Annotated in this window: 1 protein-coding gene and 1 pseudogene; both read left to right on the top strand. The window is 47.1% G+C overall.

Annotated features, from left to right (window positions below; translation table 11 throughout):
• Nucleotides 1-217: pseudogene (locus STRDD11_RS07750) on the top strand (peptidase); the annotation flags it as partial.
• 423 nt (nt 218-640) lie between these two features.
• Nucleotides 641-1,372: a polyphosphate polymerase domain-containing protein gene (locus tag STRDD11_RS07745; RefSeq protein WP_128836853.1), complete on the top strand. Its 732-nt coding sequence runs from the start codon at nt 641-643 to the stop codon at nt 1,370-1,372.
• The last annotated feature ends 66 nt before the right edge of the window (nt 1,373-1,438 follow it).

Raw genomic sequence — 1,438 nt, 5'->3', positions numbered from 1 at the left:
TACAGTGGTTGAAAAAACGGTGACAGTAGAAAAAGAAGTGCCGGCCTCTTCTGCCGCAGGGGAAACAGCCCAGTCAGACGGCAGCTCTGCCACTCAGGCAGAAAGTGCCAATCCTTCCGGAGGAGCAAGCTCCAGTTCTCAGGCACCTGCTCAGAAAAGCGCAGCTCAGGATGCAGATGATGACGAGCAGGACAGCGAGGACCAGGATGAGGATTAAATCAGCATTCTGTCAGTTTAAGCTTCTTAAAAGCTTTGGCTGATAGAATGTTTTTATATTCTTAGAGAAGGTGCTGAGAATAAACAGATCCTCACCAAGCTTTTTTCTTGACATAGAGAAACGACAAGTGTAGAATATATCTATAAACTACATTTGTCGAAAATGTCCGAATTTAAGTGCAGAGGGGCAGAAGCAACGACCATTCAGACGCTTGTCATCCTCTTTGAAAATCAAAACAGACTCCTAAGTGTACAGGCTGGCCAAAGTATTCTTCAAGCTTTTCTGTCTGCTTCCCCAGTCTGCTCTCCTTTACCCTGACAGTGGCAGAGGCAGCTGATTTTCACCGAGCAGTCAGTGCAGAGCGGCGGCTCTCTTTATTTTAGATTATAAAACTACACTTGTAGAATAAAAAGGAGAAATCTCATGAAACAAAAGCAAATCCAGACCAATTTTCAACGCATCGAAACCAAGTATGTCCTTGACAGAGCCAGCTTAGCCCGGCTGGAGGCTGAAATGAAGCCCTATCTGATGGAGGACGACTATGCGACCTCGACGATTTCCAATGTTTACTTTGATAATGATGATTTCCAGATGATTCAGGATTCGATTGCCCGGCGGGGCGGGCGAGAAAAGATGCGGATGCGGACCTATGCCGCCCAGCCGACCGAGGAGAGTCAGGTCTTTCTGGAGATTAAAAAGAAATCAGAAGAAGTCGGCTTTAAATACCGTTTGGTCTCCAATCCTCTGTCTGTGGTCAACTATATCACCAATGGTCTGGAAGACCATACCATTTCCGATGACCGGGTCAAAGCAGAGGTGGAGCAGCTGCAGGATCGCTATCTGGATCTGAAGCCTAAAATGGTGATCAGCTATGATCGTTACTCCATGAAAGGGCGGGAAGACAAGAAGGTGCGTGTGACGGTCGACTCCAATATCCGCTACCGCGATTACGACGTGGATTTGACTTCCGGCCGCTATGGCCTGCCGCTTCTGGAAGAGGATAAGGTGATTATGGAAATTAAGGTTCCGGGCCACTATCCTGCTTGGCTGTCCGCTATTTTGGACAAGTACGGCCTAGAGGATCAGTCCTTCTCTAAATACGGCAATGCTTACCTGAAGACCAAGGAAAGACTTGCCCAGACCGTTAAATCCTAAGAGGGAGGACCGCTATGCTCGACCAAATATTTAACAGTATCTATTCATCCACAGAGGTCAAGATTA

Origin of the sequence: Streptococcus sp. DD11 (assembly GCF_001578865.1) — a bacterium.
Lineage (GTDB): Bacteria > Bacillota > Bacilli > Lactobacillales > Streptococcaceae > Streptococcus > Streptococcus panodentis.
The sequence above is the reverse complement of the archived record's forward strand: the minus strand, read 5'-3'. Positions and strand labels throughout refer to the sequence as shown.

What these genes read in the sequence shown, in the direction of transcription:
- STRDD11_RS07745 (WP_128836853.1), top strand. Translation starts at nt 641, where the DNA reads ATGAAACAAAAGCAAATCCAGACCAATTTTCAACGCATCGAAACCAAG.